General features: G+C 45.1%; 13 protein-coding genes and 2 pseudogenes. 6 read left to right on the plus strand and 9 right to left on the minus strand.

Features of this window, described 5'->3' with window-relative positions:
- Positions 1 to 633: pseudogene (locus DET62_RS02185) on the plus strand (IS3-like element ISIlo12 family transposase); the annotation flags it as partial.
- A gap of 343 nt (positions 634 to 976) precedes the next feature.
- Positions 977 to 1,123, plus strand: a complete 147-nt coding sequence (locus tag DET62_RS14425) for a DUF1778 domain-containing protein (protein ID WP_166635850.1) — start codon at positions 977 to 979, stop codon at positions 1,121 to 1,123.
- A 395-nt stretch (positions 1,124 to 1,518) separates the two neighbouring features.
- Here the strand turns inward: DET62_RS14425 and DET62_RS02195 are convergent, their stop codons facing one another.
- The 6 genes from DET62_RS02195 to gmtY all read right to left on the minus strand — a co-directional run bounded on the left by DET62_RS02195 (position 1,519) and on the right by gmtY (position 9,127).
- Positions 1,519 to 2,841, minus strand: coding sequence for a hypothetical protein (locus DET62_RS02195; RefSeq protein WP_110013063.1), 1,323 nt, complete (start codon positions 2,839 to 2,841; stop codon positions 1,519 to 1,521).
- 102 nt (positions 2,842 to 2,943) lie between these two features.
- Entirely contained in the window at positions 2,944 to 3,258 is a 315-nt protein-coding gene (locus tag DET62_RS02200) for a helix-turn-helix transcriptional regulator (RefSeq protein ID WP_110013062.1), read from the minus strand.
- 694 nt (positions 3,259 to 3,952) lie between these two features.
- Entirely contained in the window at positions 3,953 to 4,429 is a 477-nt protein-coding gene (greB, locus tag DET62_RS02205) for a transcription elongation factor GreB (RefSeq protein ID WP_110013060.1), read from the minus strand.
- Positions 4,430 to 4,485: 56 nt separating this feature from the next.
- A complete protein-coding gene (gmtX, locus tag DET62_RS02210; protein WP_110013059.1) occupies positions 4,486 to 5,082 on the minus strand; it encodes a gamma-mobile-trio protein GmtX in 597 nt (198 codons plus the stop codon).
- A 3-nt stretch (positions 5,083 to 5,085) separates the two neighbouring features.
- Positions 5,086 to 7,800, minus strand: coding sequence for a VPA1269 family protein (locus DET62_RS02215; protein WP_110013058.1), 2,715 nt, complete (start codon positions 7,798 to 7,800; stop codon positions 5,086 to 5,088).
- Positions 7,787 to 9,127, minus strand: a complete 1,341-nt coding sequence (gmtY, locus tag DET62_RS02220) for a gamma-mobile-trio recombinase GmtY (protein ID WP_110013057.1) — start codon at positions 9,125 to 9,127, stop codon at positions 7,787 to 7,789. The genes DET62_RS02215 and gmtY overlap by 14 nt, the downstream gene beginning before the upstream one ends.
- A gap of 87 nt (positions 9,128 to 9,214) precedes the next feature.
- Here gmtY and DET62_RS02225 point away from each other — a divergent pair.
- Both DET62_RS02225 and DET62_RS02230 read left to right on the plus strand, forming a co-directional pair.
- A pseudogene (locus DET62_RS02225) lies at positions 9,215 to 9,553 on the plus strand (GreA/GreB family elongation factor); the annotation flags it as partial.
- Between the two features lie 63 nt (positions 9,554 to 9,616).
- Positions 9,617 to 11,947, plus strand: a complete 2,331-nt coding sequence (locus DET62_RS02230) for a Tex family protein (protein WP_110013056.1) — start codon at positions 9,617 to 9,619, stop codon at positions 11,945 to 11,947.
- Between the two features lie 10 nt (positions 11,948 to 11,957).
- Here DET62_RS02230 and DET62_RS02235 read toward each other — a convergent pair whose 3' ends face one another.
- The 3 genes from DET62_RS02235 to DET62_RS02245 all read right to left on the minus strand — a co-directional run bounded on the left by DET62_RS02235 (position 11,958) and on the right by DET62_RS02245 (position 14,378).
- Positions 11,958 to 12,737: a putative metalloprotease CJM1_0395 family protein gene (locus tag DET62_RS02235; protein ID WP_110013055.1), complete on the minus strand. Its 780-nt coding sequence runs from the start codon at positions 12,735 to 12,737 to the stop codon at positions 11,958 to 11,960.
- A 69-nt stretch (positions 12,738 to 12,806) separates the two neighbouring features.
- On the minus strand, positions 12,807 to 13,124 hold the full coding sequence (locus DET62_RS02240) for a hypothetical protein (protein ID WP_011233541.1): 318 nt from the start codon (positions 13,122 to 13,124) through the stop codon (positions 12,807 to 12,809).
- A 114-nt stretch (positions 13,125 to 13,238) separates the two neighbouring features.
- Positions 13,239 to 14,378 (minus strand): fatty acid desaturase, encoded by a 1,140-nt coding sequence (locus DET62_RS02245; RefSeq protein WP_011233540.1) that lies wholly within the window; start codon positions 14,376 to 14,378, stop codon positions 13,239 to 13,241.
- 153 nt (positions 14,379 to 14,531) lie between these two features.
- Between DET62_RS02245 and fabR the strand changes: the two genes are divergently transcribed.
- The gene (gene fabR / locus DET62_RS02250) at positions 14,532 to 15,152 is read left to right on the plus strand and encodes an HTH-type transcriptional repressor FabR (RefSeq protein WP_110013054.1); all 621 of its coding nucleotides are present in this window, start codon (positions 14,532 to 14,534) and stop codon (positions 15,150 to 15,152) included.
- 38 nt (positions 15,153 to 15,190) lie between these two features.
- Positions 15,191 to 17,209 (plus strand): S9 family peptidase, encoded by a 2,019-nt coding sequence (locus DET62_RS02255; protein ID WP_110013053.1) that lies wholly within the window; start codon positions 15,191 to 15,193, stop codon positions 17,207 to 17,209.
- Positions 17,210 to 17,270: the final 61 nt, after the last annotated feature.

Raw genomic sequence — 17,270 nt, forward strand, 5'->3', positions numbered from 1 at the left:
TCTGAATCGGGTTGCCCGCTTAATGGCCGTCAATGGCGTTCAGGGCTGGCCTCGTAAGAAAGGACGAGGCCGAAAGCGACAGGCCGCCAGGCCCGCTGGCCTTAAAAATCATCTGGCACGTGACTTCACAGCGGCAGAGCCTGAAACTAAATGGGTCACCGATATTACCGAAGTGACAACCACCGAAGGCAAGTTGTTTCTGTGCGTTGTGCTCGACTTGTACAGCAAGCTGATAGTGGGCTGGTCCATGCATCACCGTCAGGATCGGTACATGGTCATTCGCGCAGCGGAAATGGCCGTCTGGCAACGAACAGGCAATCAGCCCGTGATTTTACATTCAGATCGCGGGTCTCAATTTACCAGTGGTGATTATCAGCGTGCTCTCAAATTTAATAACCTGATCAGCAGTATGAGCGCAGTCGGTCATTGCAGCGACAACGCTGCCTGTGAAGGATTTTTTGGAATACTGAAGCGTGAAAGAGTGAATTACCGCCGCTATCGAACAAGAGATGAAGCACGTTCAGACATCTTTGATTATATTGAACGGTTTCATAATCCAAGAATGCGTCGTAGACTGGCAAAACAAGATCAGCAGTTTAGTGCGATTTTAAACCGTCCGTGATAAAGGGGTAGAACCCTACGCTCCAAAAGCTACCAGAATTTACCAACGGAATTCTGCTAGATAGTCAGTTTGCAGTTTACTGCACTACCCTGGCCCCAAAGAGCTAAGGGGATGTCACGAACTATCACTACTTTTAAACCCAAGTTCAAAGCTTGGCTTTTGTATTTAGAGAGCCATCCTACTGGCCTAGCCGTTTAGGGAGGGAGGTAGAAATGGATAACATGCTTGAGCAATTTCTCTCGGGGCTAATCCCAGTTGCGATTCTTACTGCTTTTGTTATATATGCCATTTATGTGTTTAAGACAAAAGTGCAGTCAGACAGTGAAAAAAATCAGAATAAGAGCAGGTCAGAAAATGGACAAAAAAACTAAGAGTGCAAAGCTCAAAACAGCAGGCCAAACCACAAAACTAAACAAAGAAGCCTGGGAAAGGTTGAACAAAATCATCAATGAACCGCCACAGCCAACAGAAGCCCTTAAAGACTTGATGAAGAGCAGCTAATTATTGCTTTGACCGGTAGCGTAGGTACTGCGGACGGTTTATGTTTACGAAACCGAAGTCAAAAACTAAAAAGCCCCCGTTCGGAGGCTAAGTCATTGCATCTTGGTCACCGTCGCATTGACTTGAAGTGAATAACGACAGATCTAAATCCCAAGTGCCTACCGCGGTAATCTTATTGAAAGCAATTAGAATTAGCAACCATAAAGTTTAAACATACCCGCTTGGTCAAGCGGGCTTTCTCAAATGCCGGGTTCTAACCCGTCATCACGGACAGGTTCAATCACAACACAACGACCTTCTACTTTTACGTCAACGGTATCGTTAACATCTAGATTTACCGCATCGGAAAAAATCAGGAATAACTATAAATCGGTGTGGATTCAAAGCTAAGAAGTTCAAATACCGCCCAAGGTATCAGAGTTCTCTGATTGATATTTTACTTTGAGATAAATTTCCTTCACTATCTCGCCAACGGACAGAGTATCTAAATCAGAATCAAGCTTAAAGATCATAGACACTGCACTATCAAACCCACAATCACTTTTAAATTCAAAGTCTACGTTATTTAGAGACTTTACTTCATCATGTGTCTGCGACTCTTCAAACAAATTACTCAAAGCTGAAAAGAAGTACCTTCCTTTAACCAAGTTAGAAACCCCTGGTTTTCTAATAAAATATCGACACTTTCCGGCAGCAAGACATGATAGCTGAGTAGCTCTTTCAATCGACAAACGCTGAGCTAGCCGCTTCATCATTAAATCAGAGCCGGCTAAGTAATTCACAGGAATATTATATTCGACACCAACTGACTTAACCATCTCCAGTAATGTTTTAGCTCTAGCATCAATTAACATACACTCTAATTCGGTTAATGTTTCTATACTAAACGCACACTCCTGAATTAGCATTTGGCAATGCTCGATACACACGTTTACGACTTCCGAGCCCATGAAATCCTTTACCGGATTTATCCGGTATCCCTCACTAATTTCTCTTATGCCCATTTTACTTAAAGACAGCGCACAATTTACTCCTAGCGTGTTGGGTTTCTTACCTTCCGGGTAGTAATTCCTTAAGAATTCCATAGACTGAATAATATCAACTGGGAAAGGAACTTTTTCATCCAGATGAAAAATATAACCTTTTCTAACTAGTTCCGGTAACAAGCTTTGGCTATATTGACGAAGAGCCTTATTTTCTTCATAGTCCTCATCCATATTAATACTGCAGGTAGTCGGTCCTACCTCTAGGTAAATTGCCAGCATTTTCAGTAAGTCTAGGAATGAGGCATCAAATAGACTCCATTTCGGCTGCTCAAGGTACTCTTCTTCATCAAAAAAGAAGACATTGCTTGAGTGTTCTAGTATTTGCTGTTCTAAGCACGCCTGATGCTCTTGTGACTTACAAAAGTTCACTTTGGAAAGTTTACTTTCTAATAGCTTTACCAAGCTGTTTCTAGAGGAAAACACTATGGGTTTGTCGCATATAGGACAAGTTAGATCTTCAGAGTTGCATGATACAAAATGCTTTTTTGTTATTTCCTTAACCGCATGCTCTCCCCACTTATCAACCACTTCTCGAACCGAGTATTTAAATCGAGGAGGCGATACACTGGTCATTTCCCAGTAGTCTTTCAGAGCTTGCTGATAAAAATAGGTTCTATTAACATTCCCCCCACTTGAGGTATCAAAACGAAAGTTAATAAAGCCGTTAACCATAGGTGCCCTCAAATTTTGTCGTCATAACCTAAACTTTCTAGATAGATCTCCGATGATTATGACCGACTTCTCTATGCTTAGGAAAGTAGAAGTAAAATGCATTTATTTTTGTGTGAATTCTAAAAGCATTTTATCTATTATCTCGAGCTGCTCATCACTCAGAGCATATAATCTCAAAGCTCTTTCAGCCTCTTCATCGGAGTCGCAAAAAAAATAGTAGGCCGGCACCTTCAGCTCATCCGCGAGCAGCTTAATGATTGAAAAATCAGGGGTATGTCTTCCTTTCTCATAATGATTCATACGGCTACTGGATGAACCTGGCTCCAGCCCAATTCTTATACCTAGCTCTTTTTGGCTTATTTTTCGCATTTTGCGAAGAGTGTGTAAGCGATACGGAAACGGGTGTTTATATGCCAACTTTTAATCATCATTATTAACTATAGATAATTAGATTGTGTAAGGATTCACAACTCACATATACTTAGGATTACTAAGCACCGTGTTGCGCCAAGCTGGCTCTATAACGGGAGTCTTGAAATTCCATAAAATTGCAATGCATGAAGAACCTTAACGGAAGGGGGCTATAAACGGTGGAGCTTAATAAACTAAATGAGCAAAAAATGAGAATAGTCGAGATTGTAACTAGTCCACCTAGTGTATCTTTTTCCAACACCGCATTCGAAGACGGAGGAGAATTATATAAAATTGAGGGCGGTATGATTTGGGTGAAGCAGATGCCACTCCTACGCTCACCTTTCGGTAAGTTCGAGGCCAAGTGGAAGTCAGTGGTTTCAGAGGAGGAGGCTGACAAAATCTTGATAAAAACTTACTACGGTAATGAAATATTGTCCGAATATTCGCTTAAAGTAAATACATCAGTGATGAACAGGCGACAGTACTGAATCTCAGAAATGAGCAAAGACACAAAGCCTCGTAAAAAGGCAGCCAAAAAAGCAATAAAAATCGCCCAAAAGTATGGGAAAAATTAAATAGAATTATTGATAAATCAACTCACCCAACTCTTGCTTTGAGGGCGTTAATGAAGAAGAATTAGTAGCTCGGTTCAATGTGACTCCCCCGAGCAAGAGCTATTAGCTAACTATTAATTCATCTAAGTTTTGTCATAACAGATATGAACTATTTTCCATTTATTTTCACTCTTTGGCCCTTTAACCGTTACCTCATCTCCTACACATTTTCCCAATAACGCCCTAGCCATAGGTGAGTTAATAGAGATAACTGAGGTTGTATCATAAATTTCATCGGGTCCAACTATCCGAAATTCCCTTTTTTCTAGAGTCAAGCTTTCGACCACCACCCACGCACCAAAATAGACTTTTCCTTCTTGTTGTGGGGAGTAATCAACAATTCTTACAGTATCTAACCTTTTGCGGAGGTGGCGAATTTTTGAGTCTATTTGCCGCAGTAGACTCTTATTTTCTTTATAATCTGCATTATCAGACCTATCCCCCAAACTTGCTGCCCACGCAACTTTCTCTGTAATCTTAGGGCGGTAATCCTTCCATAAATAGTCTAATTCTTTTTCCAACTGTTCGTAGCCGAGACGAGTGATTAAATTAGCTTTCATTAAAATCCCTTCGAGCTAGAGTTCGATTGAGCTGAGTTCTAAACTTTATTCAATATCTACAACGAACGTAAAGCCTTTCTTATCGCATCTAAAGTTCCCGACCTAAAAATCACTCCACCCTTTTCATCAACATATTCGCCAAACTCATTCTCCGTAAATCCCCATTTCTTCTTAAAAGTAAAAGATGTTACATACTCAAGAGCTTTCCTCTCAACTTGAGTTAATACCTCTCTCTCGTCTATGGGTGCCCCGGCATTGTCATAGATATAAATTTCAGAGGATGGAGTCTTTAATTCTTCAATAGTCTTTTTTGCTTCTTTCAGTTCAGCCTCCATTTGTCTTGTCAGTAGCTTCTGAGATGGATTATTAATCTGCTCAATCCAGTCATCGGCCGATCGTTTGCTGCTTTTCTCTTGAACTGTTTCAGCAAATGCATCTATTAAAACGCGATATAATTCACCAGATTTGTTATGGAGTGATTGCTTAGATGGAACCCCAAGTCCTTGGCCAACCTTAGCAATATGTGCATACGAGAAATTAGTTGCTCCAGCCTCAATTTGAGATTTACAGACCTCATAAATCGCGTCCAATGTCTTCTGGGTTCGTGTTGTGGTTTTCGACTTAAGCTTATCTAACATCATTTCAGGAGACATTTTTCAATCAACCTCTTTGAGTCTTGGCATTTCAGTGCCTTGCATAACAAGCTCCAGCTCAGATGAAATTAGTTTCCCCGAATCCTTAAAAATATCCCGAAATGATATTTCACGTTTAACAAGTCTATCCACGTTTTCCATACCCCCCAGTCGACTCTTTAATAAGTTAACAACCTGCGTTCCTAAGTTTAGCTGCTCGTCAATACTATATTGATAGAGCTTTAATTGAAGTCCATTAAAGTCCGCCATTTTATCTAATAATTGACTTCTAGGGGCTACCGCACCCTCAGCGGAGGACGATTCAAAAATCTGAGCATTTTCACATACTTCATGTAGTTGTAAAAAAGCTGAAACCTCTTCCAATTCAATTTTGAGTTCAGCATCGGGTTGCTTAATGAGTTTAAGAGAATCCTTCTCAAAATCGCCTTCTGACACACATGCTAGGGATTGTTTGATGAGCTTGTAGGCTGACTGCAGATCAGTAAGGTACATATCAAGCTTCATAGCTGAACGCTCAACCTCCGACTCTAGTTTACGTAACCTTCTTTCAACCTTATATATTTCTGTTCTATTAAAGTCCTTGCCAGTTTTCGAGGCAATATAAGACTCTCTATCGAGCTCGACCTGCTTTGCTTCTTGATCAGCGAGTTCTCCTTGAAGCTTTTTATAATGATTAGACTGCTCATTTGCATGAAAAGAAACTTCGTTTGACAACGCCTGAAGCCCTGCAATAAACGCGGGACCAGTAATAAAGTGTCGACACCTTAAGCAATTCTGAAAACCTAGATAGCCGTTCGGAACAGGGCTTCTCGCTTGAGTCCGGCCTATTAGCTGTCCCCCGTCTTCGCAGCGGGACGCTGCGAATGGGCAAATGCCATAGTCTCTAAAAATAAAGTTGCCTCTCGGAGTATTTGACATAATAGAGGCAAGAACTTCAGGGCTTGAGGCTATTAGTTGATTATCCAATGACTCTAACTTACCTTCCTCAACCTGCCGTTGGAGAGCATCAGCCTTTTCTTTCAAAGCTCGTTTATCAACCTCCTCAAGCTTTTCCCTTATATCTTCACCTTTGATTTTTACATAATAGATCGACATCAATATGCTCGAGTGACCGACGATCTTCATAACCATTTCTATCGGCATTCCAAAGTCCACCACATAAGCGGTGATTAAGCTTACTCGAAGGGAATGTGGAGTAAATCTAGATTTGTAATTGACTAATGTTTCTTTCGGACCTAAGAGCTCTGCTAAAGGCAATTCTTCGGGTTGTATATTATATAAGCCTGCAGCCACTCGGTGAACTAAAGCTGTTGATACTTCGGCAGGCTCTTCACCCCCAAACTCTCTAAAAAGAAAGCAATTTTTCCCCAGGTGCTTTCGTTGGGCTATATTATAGTTCGTACGTTTACAATCAACCCATAGCGTTGGGCTATCAATCGGATTATATTTTTGCTGCCACTTTCTTAACCTTACCAACCACTTCCCTAAGTCTTCAGGTAACCAAGGGATAGTGTACCCTCCCTGATTTGTTTTTGTTTTATTAGTAGTTGTATATAAACCAAGTTTCTCATCAGGAAGTTTTGTAATAAACCCCTGTCTTTTAGTAGTACCTCGAAGGGGCCCCTTATTCTTCTTCCAAGCAAGCTGGCCACAGCAATCAATATCGGCTATGTAATCATCGCCTTCACCACTATCATTATAAGCGAGCTGACGCCCCCTTAAAGGAACTTTCGTTAAAGCGTATGTATGGATCCAACTGATCGGTGACCAGAGAAAGTACTTACCATCAATAGTTTTAAATACGCAATCTGGATCTCTTATATCAATCTTCGACTTGTCTACTTCAAACCAGTCGGCACTGTATTGTTGAAGATGCCTCAGATCACTGAAGTCTTTTGCTTTGGGAGGAATGATCCAATCTTGAAGTTTTCGCACAAAATGGTATTGCAAACACGCTTTTGTGGACTCACTAGCCATGTTGCTCTGAGAAAGGTCATTAAACTTCAAATAATCAAGGGGGTTTTTGGCTTCTAATATACTCAGAGACTCGTTACCAGAGCCATCATCCTCTAATGTCAGATACTCATCAATAATATAGTCAAAAAACTCTCGAGTAACTCTCAAAAGTTTTCTCTGGTGTTGCTCACTAAGACTTTCCAGCTCCTGTCGTAGAGCCTGTAAGTTATGTCTGTTGACTTGCACAAACTCTATCGGACATTTTATTTTTTCGTGCTTTTCAATGTAAAGTCTCACGAACCTACATAAGTGAGGTTTCTTGCTTACTCCTCCCTTAGTTAACTCCAAAAACTCGATAATAGCAGCTCGCCACTTTATGTACTCATCATCAATATTTTCCGGGGTTAATGGTCTCACCTTGCCAAGAAAGACATACCAACTTACCCAAGAGTCTTTGTATACTTCATCAGGTGAGTATGGCAATTGCTTATCTTGTGATTCAATTATGAACTTTTTATATTCCGTGGCTGACCTAAGTTTTTTAGGGCGAATTATCTCAAGAGCCTCGTTGTAGCTATAGAATGAAAGAGAGTCAAAGAAATGTCTATATGATATCCACTGATCCTTAAAAACTCTCTCCGGATGCGCTGGGAGCCCGTTAATCTTTTTGTATCGCGCTCGATATTCGGTACTGTTGGTTATTCCATATTCTTTGCAAATTAACTTTACGTCTTCCAATGTCCTCGCTTCAGTCACTTTCATTCCCCAGTTCTACTTTAGTAAGTTCAGCTCTCAATTCATCTACAGTAGGCTGTATGTAGACCAAACATGAGTTCGGGCTTCTATGATGCATGGCCTTTTGCACCTCTACCTGACTTAGACCCGCTTTGCGACAGCGATAGCCATAAGCGTGCCTGTGGCCGTGCTCAGTAGTCCCTTGTGACTTATGAGCTGTTAGTCCTATTCTTTCGACTGCTTGTTTATGTATAAGTTGAAACCTAGAAATAGTCTCAGGATTTCCTTTCGAGTTAGTAAAAGCAAATGGATGAAAGTTTTTCGAACTCGGGTCAACCCGCTGATATTTAAGGTATAGAGCCCAGACTTTTAGAAACTCTTGTGCCATATGAGGAGGGTTAAAAATCACTTCAAAGAATCCCCTCCTGTCAGTTAAGAGGGCACCTTTCCAACCGCTACGTAACTTTTCACTAGGTAAATATCGATTACGAGGCTTATAAGAGGAAGTTGCCAATAAGTATTCTGCTCTATTCCTGTAATTTGAGTCGGGGGAACCTCCAAATTCAGGATGATAAACACGGACTAACGGTTCGCCTGGCCTATTTGGGTGCAGGGTGATATCTGATGTATACAAGTGAAAAACCTCACTTTTTCTCAATCCTCCCGCATTAAGAAGCATCGTTATGGCAATGCTTTTATAGTCCAGCTCACCACTTTTTAACTTAAAACCACGTTTGTACAATTCACTTAAGTACTTCTCTGGGAACCTAGGCACATCATTTTGTTGTACCAAAAGATCCTTTCGTAATGTTACCTCTCGCACAAACTGAGGCTTTTCATACGGACGGCTGTATGGGCTTAAATGGTTTAGAAATAAACTTTTCTTTTTATTAAGATATGCACACCAATTCAGTCGCTCTTCGTAACTTGAAGCTCGCCGAAATGGATTAATATTAGATACTTCGTAACCATCTTGGCGTGCGATAAAATCTGTATACAAGTTAATATGGTTCAATATGTTGTTCGCATCACTAATCGCTCTAGGCGACCAAAATAGTCCTTTCGGATCATCCATTGATTTATAGTCGATAGTTCCAACCAAAACAGCTTCTGAAAAATCTCTAAACATCTTTCTTGCGTTCCTGGGAGGTCCGTAGGCATGCATATATTTGACTAATAACTTTAACGCAAAAGTAGAGCGCTCCTTCCAAGCTGAACTCCTCATATCATTTTCAGCTAAATAGCGTAAATGCGAGATCAACAAACCATGGTCGGTGAGCAAAGCCGGCAACTTCTTTACAAACCTGGACTGCTGACTTTTATAATTAACTAGAATTTTTAAAACATAAGCCACAAATGGAAGTTCTCAAGGCGGTGCATTAACATAGGAATACCAAGTACTTGCTCTCCTGTAAATAGTAGTTTTAGGTGAGGGTTATTATACAAATACAATAAGCAGAAACTGCGTAAAATTGATGGCCGCATTCGTTACTTAACCAAGCGTCTGGAGCAGGTGAAGGTGGTGTATTATTCGCCACAACAGGACGGTAAGGTGTTTTTTGGTGCCTGGGTGGAAATTGAGGACGAGGAAGAGAACGTTCGCGCCTTCCAAATTGTGGGACCGGATGAAATTTATGATCGCAAAGACGCGGTGTCTATTGATTCGCCCATGGCGCGTGCCCTGCTGAAAAAGCAGGTAGACGACGAGGCTGAAGTAACGACACAGCAGGGTACTAGGACCTGGTTTATTAATAAGATAAGTTACCAACAGCCCGCGTAGCCAATTCGTGATAGTATTCGTCCCCATTATTTGTCGTAAAGTTTCAAAACTAAGAGATGTACTATGAGCCAGATACCGCAATTACTTGCTAATGAACTGAAGGTTGATGAACGCCAGATTTCGTCTGTTATCCAGTTGCTGGATGAAGGCTCAACGGTGCCCTTTATTGCGCGCTACCGTAAGGAAGTGACTGGCGGCTTAGATGACACGCAATTGCGTCAGCTGCATCAGCGCCTGAACTACCTGCGCGAGCTGGATGACCGCCGCCAGGTGATACTCAAGTCCATTGACGAGCAAGGCAAACTGACCGACGAACTGACTCAGAGCATTAAAACAGCTGACTCGAAAACCGAGCTGGAAGATTTATACCTGCCTTACAAACCGAAGCGCCGCACCAAAGGCCAAATTGCCATTGAAGCTGGGCTTGAACCGCTGGCGGACTTGCTGTGGAAAGAACCAACGCAGGACCCGGAGCAGGCCGCGGCAGAATACATTGACGCGGACAAAGGCTTTGCCGATGCGAAAGCGGTACTCGACGGTGCCCGCGCTATTTTAATGGAGCGCTTTGCCGAGCAGGCCGAGTTACTAAAACGTTTGCGCTCGCACTTATGGCAGAACGCGCACCTAACCAGCACAGTTGCGGCGGGTAAAGAGAAAGAAGGCGCTAAGTTCCGCGACTACTTTGAGTTTTCTGAGCTGTTTAAAACCATCCCCTCGCACCGCACGCTGGCCTTACTGCGTGGCCGTAACGAAGGCTTTTTACAGCTTTCTATGGACGCTGACCCGGGCAGTGAAGATAAAACCGCCGGCTCACATTGCGAAGTGATTATTGCCGACTTCCTGAACTTTGAGCATAAAGGCCGCGCTGCCGACGACTGGTTGCGTCAGGTTATTCAATGGACCTGGCGGGTGAAATTGTCACTGCACATGGAAACCGAGCTAATGGCGCGAGTGCGTGAACGCGCTGAAGAAGCAGCCATTCAGGTATTTGCCAGCAACTTAAAAGACTTGTTGATGGCGGCACCTGCCGGCGCTAAAACCACTATGGGCTTAGACCCGGGTGTTCGCACCGGCGTTAAGGTTGCCGTGGTAGACGAAACCGGTAAAGCGGTTGCCACTAACACGGTATTCCCGTTCCAGCCGCAGAACCAAATGGATAAGGCCATGCGCACGCTGGCTACCTTGTGCAAGCAGTACAAAGTTGAGCTTATCAGCATTGGCAACGGCACCCACTCGCGCGAAACCGACAAAATGGTCGGCGATATGCTGAAACAACACAGCGAAATTAAAGCCACCAAAGTAATAGTAAGTGAAGCAGGCGCCTCGGTTTACTCAGCATCGGAACTTGCCGCGCAAGAATTTCCTGATATGGACGTGTCGCTACGTGGTGCAGTCTCTATTGCCCGCCGCTTGCAGGATCCACTAGCCGAGCTGGTGAAGATTGAACCTAAGTCTATTGGTGTCGGGCAGTACCAGCACGACGTGAGCCAGTCACAACTGGCGCAGAGTCTGGATGCAGTGGTTGAAGACTGCGTAAACGCAGTGGGTGTGGATGCCAATATGGCTTCTGCCGCGTTGCTGCAGCGCGTATCCGGCTTATCGAAAACTTTGGCGAAGAACTTAGTTGAGCACCGCGATGCTCACGGTGCGTTCCGTAACCGTAAGCAATTGCTGGATGTTGCGCGCATGGGACCAAAAGCCTTTGAACAGGCAGCCGGCTTCTTACGCATTAGTAACGGCGAGCAGCCACTGGATGCGTCTTCAGTGCACCCCGAGGCTTATACCGTGGTTGAACGCATTGCTAAAGAGAACTCACTACCGGTACAGGAACTTATTGGTAATCAGCAATTGATTAAAACCTTGAACGCTAAAGACTACACCGATGAGCGCTTTGGTCTGCCAACGGTTACCGACATTTTGTCCGAACTGGAAAAACCCGGCCGCGACCCGCGTCCTGAATTCAAAATGGCAGAGTTTAAAGAAGGCGTTGAGAAAGTCAGTGATCTGAAGCCCGGCATGTTGCTGGAAGGTGTGGTAACTAACGTGGCGAACTTTGGTGCCTTTATTGATGTTGGCGTGCATCAGGACGGTCTGGTGCACATTTCAGCACTGGCGGACAAGTTCGTCAGCGATCCGCGCGAAGTGGTTAAAGCCGGCGACATTGTGAAGGTAAAAGTGCTGGAAGTGGACATTGAGCGTAAACGTATTGGCTTAACCATGCGCCTGAGCGATGAAGCCCCAGCCAATACCGCAGGCAGCGACAAGCCTAAAGCGAAAACCGGAAGCGGACCTAAGAAAAAACCTTCAGGCAATGGTGGTCGTGCGCCACAGCCACAAAACTCAGCAATGGGCAGTGCATTAGCAGACGCCTTTGCAAAAGCGAAGAAAGATTAAACAGGAATAGTTAAGCGGTAGCGCTGAATGAGTCCACGGAAGGACGAACGCGCTTATCGTAAAATGAAGAAATCATTTCGCCACGTTCGGACGATGAAAGCGTTTTTCTACCTTCTTCGGCAGGTGTTACAGCACTTGATGACGCAGATTGACTATCGCCATCACCTTTGTTTTCACCTTCCAGACTTTTATTAAACGGCGCGTTAATACTGATATCGGGGTTTTGCTTCTCGCCTTCCTCACCGCTTTCGCTTGCCTCAACTTGCATTTGAGCTAATTCCGCCCGAGCCTGCGTGGCTTTATTAGCCGCTTCGGCAGCAATTGAACGGTCGGCAGCAGAAGGTTGTGCCGGCGCTAATGCCGCGCGACGTACCAACTGCATTTTTTGAATGGTCGCTTGCGGATCACCGTTAACCGGGCTGACATCTATTTGAACTTCGCCGCCCACAGCATAAGACTTACCGTCAGGCCCGCGTTCGTATTCATAGGAAGGCGAGCCAGCATGCTGGCCGCCAACTGCCGCGTGGGCTTGTTCGTGTACACGAACTTCCTGATCACGGCTTTTTAGCTCATCGACTTTTTCAACTTCTTCTTCACTGAGCTTCTGCTGATTCTTTTCAGCATTGTCAGTAACTTCTTTGCTAGCTTTGTCGGTGGCTTTTTTGCTGTCAGGCTTTCCATCCGCTTTCGCGTCGGGTTTTCTGTCAGCCTGGGTATCGGCTTTATTACTGGATTGATCAGATTTGGCAGGTTCGTTCACCAACGGCCGCTGCAAATTATCCCTGTTCATCGACTCCGCAGGTGGTGCCGACGTTACAGGAATAGGCGGTAACGCTGGTGAGATATTCATGTTAGAACATTAAGCGCTGGTATCAATCATTGTGCCCAACATCTCGTCGGCAGTTTCTACCGTACGGGTGTTTGACTCAAAGTTGGTCTGCCCTTGGTTTAATGAAACCAAAGAATCAGTTGTGTTGGCAGCCGTAACGCTTTGGCTGGTTTCTGACGCAGTTTCAGTTGCGGCCTGGGCACCATTTGCAACGGCATTACTTTGCTGCTGAACATCATTACGACCCGATGTTGAAGCAGACGCAATTTCCTGACTCGCTTGTGATACCTGCTGGTTTGCACGTTGCATACCCTGCAGGCCTGAGTTCATTGCTGCACCAATTTCCATCGTTTCCTCCCACACACTAGGGCGTGTTACTACGAATGTATTTGTCAGTATCGTTTATATTTTAAACATTTTCAAGTACTGACAAATGCCATTCGTCGCAATTTCAACCAATAATTACGCGTGCTGCTGAATTTGATTTAATAGCGCTTTCCAGGAGCGTTTTTGCATTTCCAGCGAAGCCTTCATTTCATCAACCTGACGCTTCAACGCATCAATATCGTGATGCACATGTTCTTTCAAGGCTTTAGCTTTAGTATCCAGAAGCTTTTTACGAGCCTGATAATATGCCTTCAACTGCTGGCCCATCTGGTCATAATGTTCCTGAGCCCTTTCAAACAAAGATTCCGGCGCTGCCTGAGCTTTCAGCTGAGCTCGTTTTAACTGCATTTGCAGTTTCGCCCGCTCGACCTGATACGGCGAGCTGCGCTTTAAGTTTTTCGCCAGACCCAGCCATTTACTGGCTACGATCAGCCATTTAGTTGGGTCGAACTGCCACCAGCGAATACCGTTACGATAATCCGCGGCAAAAATGTGGTGGTAATTATGGTAACCCTCGCCAAACGTCAGAAACGCCAGCACGCCATTGTCGCGCGCAGTGTTTTTGTCGGTATAAGGCTGTTTACCCCAAATATGCGCCAGCGAGTTAATAAAGAAAGTGGTGTGGTGGTTTAGCACCAGGCGCAACACGCCAATAACCAACAATCCTGCCCACACGTCTCCCAGCATGAAACCGGCGGCAATTGGCCAGCCAAAGTTCACAAACAGAGTTAGCGGCAAGTAATACTTGTGCTGCCACATAACAATTGGGTCTTTCTGCAGGTCTTTAACGTTATCGTAGTCAGTATAACGGCTCGCCTGATATTCACGGATCATCCAGCCAATATGCGAGTACCAGAAGCCTCGCTTAGCTGAATACGGGTCTTTGTCGTTGTCATCAACGTGCTTGTGGTGCTCACGGTGGTCAGAAGACCAGTGAAGCGCACTGTTCTGCAGCGCAACCGCACCGCCAATGGCAAAAATAAAACGAATTACGGGGTTTGCATCGTATGTACGATGCGCCCACAGGCGATGATAGCCCGCAGTAATAGATAAGCCGGCGAAACACGCCGTGCCCAACATAACCCACCAAAACGCGGCACCAATGCCAACGCTGTATGCGTATAAAGGTACACCAACAATGGCGACAATAAAGGTAATAGAGAACACCAGGGTGTTTAACCAGATAATGGGGGGCTTTTCAGAAATCTTTTGCATGCATATAACCTAAAACATTCAAATAAAGGCAGGCGTCTAATAGCGTACACCTGTACGCTGAATGTACGTGTTTCGTGTTCAAATTACAAGCGGTAAAAGTGTAAAAAGCTGTGTTATCATTCTTAATATACACGCAAAGATGACTATACGACTATGGCCGGAATTCGCGCAAAGCAGAAAGAGAAAACCCGACAGGCGTTAATTAACGCGGCAATGAACCAATTAAGCGCTGAAAACGGTTTCTCCAGTTTGAGCCTGCGTGAGGTTGCCCGTGAAGCCGGAATTGCCCCCACGTCATTCTACAGACACTTTCGTGACATGGATGAGTTAGGACTCACTTTGGTCGACGAATGCGGCCTGGCTTTACGCCAACTATTACGCCAGGCGCGTCAGCGCATTGAATCCGGCGGCTCAATTATTCGGGTATCTATAGAAACTTTTATGCAGTTTGTCGCAGACAACACCGCTACCTTCAGGTTGTTGTTGCAGGAGCGTTCAGGCCGCTCACGCAGTTTTCGTTTGGCGGTAGTGCGCGAAATAGATCACTTCAAGGCCGAACTGGAAGACTATTTAGTTAACGAACAGTCGTTTAGCCGCGAGTTGGCCGAGTTACAGTCGGACACTATTGCCAAAATTGTATTCAGCGCCGGTGCCGACTGCTTTGACGTAGACGAAGAAGAGCGCGAAATTATTACCGAAAAAACGATTCTGCAAGTTCGCTTAGTTGCCCGGGGCGCCGAAGCGACTCGCCGATTACTAAAACGAGAGTCATAAAAAACAATCTTAATCAGAACAAGAAACTGGAGAACATTATGCTTTTACGTGCTGTAGGCGGTATGGCATTAGCAGTCTTGGCGGCCGATATTGATGCCCGCGAGATGACGCTAATGGAAACCGTAACCACCAAAGCCATTCGTTCGGCTCAACTGTCGCCGGATGGTCAGTTCACTGCGGTTATCCGCTCAACACCCCGTACTCCGTACGAAGATGACGACGGCTCCAGCTACAGTGAGTTAGTGCTTATTAACGCTGAAGGCGAAGAAACGTCTTACCTGAGTAAAGACAAAAAGTTCGGCCGGGTCAGCTTTGGTCCGCAAAGCGAATACCTGTACTTTACTGCCAAAGAAGAAGGCGATGAGTATCAGGAGCTTTACCGCATGCCTGTGCACGGCGGCGGTATTCAGTCGGTGTTTGAATTTGACGGCAATATTGGCAGCTACGCGTTGAGTGATGACAGCGAGCAACTGGTCTTTTTGTCTTCAGGTGCGAAAGACAGCGATGAAGAAAAACTTGAAAAGAAAGGCTTTAAAGCCGAAGTCTACGAAGAAGACTTAACCTATACTCAGGTTTACCATGTTTCATTGGGGGAGGAAGACGCTGAGGCCAAAGCGGTTACCGCCGACGACCAGCACGCGCTTTCGGTTAGCTTCCACCCGAATAACGAACAGCTACTGGTTCGTACCGCACCAACTTCGCTTATCGATGACAATTACATGAGCAGCCAATATCAGCTTATTAGTCTGGACGGCGAAGTAGTCACTTCGTTTGAAAGTGAAGGCAAGCTTGGTCGTGCAGAATTTTCACCGGACGGTCGTTATTTGGCCATGATCCGCGCTGCTGACTACAACGATCCTTCTGCTGGTTCTTTATTTGTTTACGACACTCGCGAGCAAGAACACCGCAACGTGTTGCCTGACTACAAAGGCGCAGTAAAAGACTTTACCTGGCGTACCGATGAAGAAATTATCTGGCTGGGTCATCGTGGCACCGAAACCGAAGTTCAGGCATTAACGCTTAAGTTTTTAGAAAGCCGCAGCCTGCTAGACTTGGGGGAAGCTATTTTCACCAGCCTGGACGGCGAAGCCGGCAAATCTGAATTTGTTCTGACCGGTCACCGTCCTAGCCACCCGAGCGAAGCATTCAAATACAGCAATGGTCGTCTGGAGCGTTTAACCAACTCTAACCCCTGGCTGGCCGAGATCGATATGCCGCGTCAGGAAACCATGACTTATGAAGCACGCGACGGGCTTAAGCTGGAAGGTATTGTGGTTTACCCAACCAACTACGAAGAAGGCAAGACCTACCCGACCATGATGGTGATTCACGGTGGTCCTGAGTCGCATTACAGCAACGGCTGGTTAGATCGCTATGCGTCGCCAGTTAAACATGCTGCAGCCAAAGGTTATGCCCTGTTCTTCCCGAATTACCGTGGCAGTACCGGTCGTGGTGTTGAGTTCTCTAAGCTGGGTCAGAACGACTACGCCGGTAAAGAGTTTGACGACATTGTCGATGCCAAGAAACACTTGGTCGAAATCGGATTAGCCGATGAGTCGAGCGTGGGTATTACCGGCGGATCTTACGGTGGTTACGCGTCGGCCTGGGGCGCAACAGCACAGACCGAGCATTTCGCTGCCAGCGTTATGTTTGTAGGTATCAGCGACAACTTATCTAAGTTTGGTACCACCGACATTGCCAAAGAAATGCACGCTGTGCATGCCCGTAGCTATCCGTGGGACAAGTGGGAATGGTACTTAGAGCGCAGCCCAATTTATCACGCAGAAAAAGCGCGCACGCCAATTCTTATTATGCATGGTAAAGAAGACACCCGCGTTCATCCATCACAGTCCATGGAATTGTACCGTTATCTGAAAACTCACGGCAAGGTGCCGGTTCGCTTAGTGTTGTACCCCGGCGAAGGCCACGGCAACCGCAAAGTAGCGGCACAGCTGGACTACAGCATGCGTTTTATGCGTTGGATGGATACCTTCCTGGTAGAAAAAGCTGAGGAAAAACCGTCGTTTGAGCTGCCACACGCTGAGCAGCTTAAATAAAGCCAGTTCCTAATAAAAAGCCGGGACACTTCATTTTGAAGCTCCCGGCTTTTTTGTCTCT

The organism is Idiomarina sp. H2 (assembly GCF_004364275.1).
Taxonomy (GTDB): Bacteria; Pseudomonadota; Gammaproteobacteria; order Enterobacterales; family Alteromonadaceae; genus Idiomarina; species Idiomarina loihiensis.